Origin of the sequence: Pseudoalteromonas sp. EB27 (assembly GCF_001974875.1) — a bacterium.
GTDB lineage: Bacteria > Pseudomonadota > Gammaproteobacteria > Enterobacterales > Alteromonadaceae > Pseudoalteromonas.
This window is the reverse complement of sequence record NZ_MTQD01000033.1, coordinates 1-1226: the sequence shown is the minus strand read 5'-3', so window position 1 is coordinate 1226 and position 1226 is coordinate 1. Positions and strand designations below refer to the sequence as shown.

Below are 1226 nucleotides of genomic sequence, written 5' to 3'. Positions count from 1 at the left end.
CTCAACCCAACCTTGTATCTCTTCTTGATGAGTGTTTAGCTAGCACTTGTCACATCGGGAAGACAGTGAGCTCGTACCCAACCAGAGTGTGAAAATGCTGTGACGTAGATTGAGCCCTGACTTCCTAACCTCCATTAAACTGAATGGTATCCTAGCGCCCCAACTAAGGGTGACGCTGCATGTACAAGGGGAGTAGATAGAGATGAAAGCTTTTATTGGCATTGATGTGGGTAAAGAAAAGTTAGATATTTCCTGGCTACGCGATTTAGTCAAAAGTAAAAAGAAAACGAAGATTTTTAAAAATAACCCGAAGGGCTATCAAGAGTTAGTTGCCTGGTTGATAAAGAATACAAATTTAGAAGCACAAGATATTGTTATTACAACAGAGCCCACAGGTGTTTATAGCGAGCCGCTGATGTATTTCCTATATGAGCAAGGATTTATTTTATTACATGTAAATCCTGGTAAAGCAAAACAGTACGCAAGTTCATTAGGGCTTGTCCATAAGACAGACAAGTCAGACGCCACAATGCTTGCTCGTTATGGTCATGACCAACAGCACTCACTTTTAAGTTGGCAGCCTGAGCCTGTTGAAGCGAGAGAGTTAAAAGTAATGACGCGTAGACTTGAAGCACTTGAGCAAGACTTACGTCGCGAAGAAAATCGTTATGAAGCTGTTGGTTTCTCAGGTGCATCTACTCGAGTTACTCAGTCAATTGAAGATATGATAGCTGTACTAAAAACTGAGATGGGTAAGCTAAAAAATGACATTGATGAGCATATTGATAGACACCCACAATTAAAAAAGAACCGCCAATTGCTTCAAAGTATCAAAGGTGTTGGAGAGGTAATATCACGTATGATGGTGTCCTTGATGGCATGTAAACAGTTTAAAAATGCCAAGCAATTAGCTTGTTACTTAGGCTTAATACCTAAGCTTAATGAGTCAGGCAAACGGGCTGGAAAAACAACCTTAAGCAAAGAAGGGCCTGGGTATATAAGGGCTAAATTGTATATGGCTGCTGTAGTAGCTGTACAACATAATCCAGATATAAAAGCCCAAAATAAGCGATTAGTGGAGCAAGGTAAAACAAAAATGCAGGCAATTGGTGCTGCAATGAGAAAGCTGACACATATCTGTTTTGGTGTTGTGAAGAATCAAACTGAATATCAGCCCCAAGCTATTTAAAGAAAGCTTGAGGCTGATTAGAAGAGATGGTATCTAC

The 1226-nt window shown here is 40.1% G+C and carries 1 protein-coding gene; it reads left to right on the top strand.

The window, feature by feature from the left end; all coding sequences use genetic code 11:
* Positions 1-202 precede the first annotated feature (202 nt).
* Positions 203-1189 (top strand): IS110 family transposase, encoded by a 987-nt coding sequence (locus BW142_RS20465; protein ID WP_076926145.1) that lies wholly within the window; start codon positions 203-205, stop codon positions 1187-1189.
* The last annotated feature ends 37 nt before the right edge of the window (positions 1190-1226 follow it).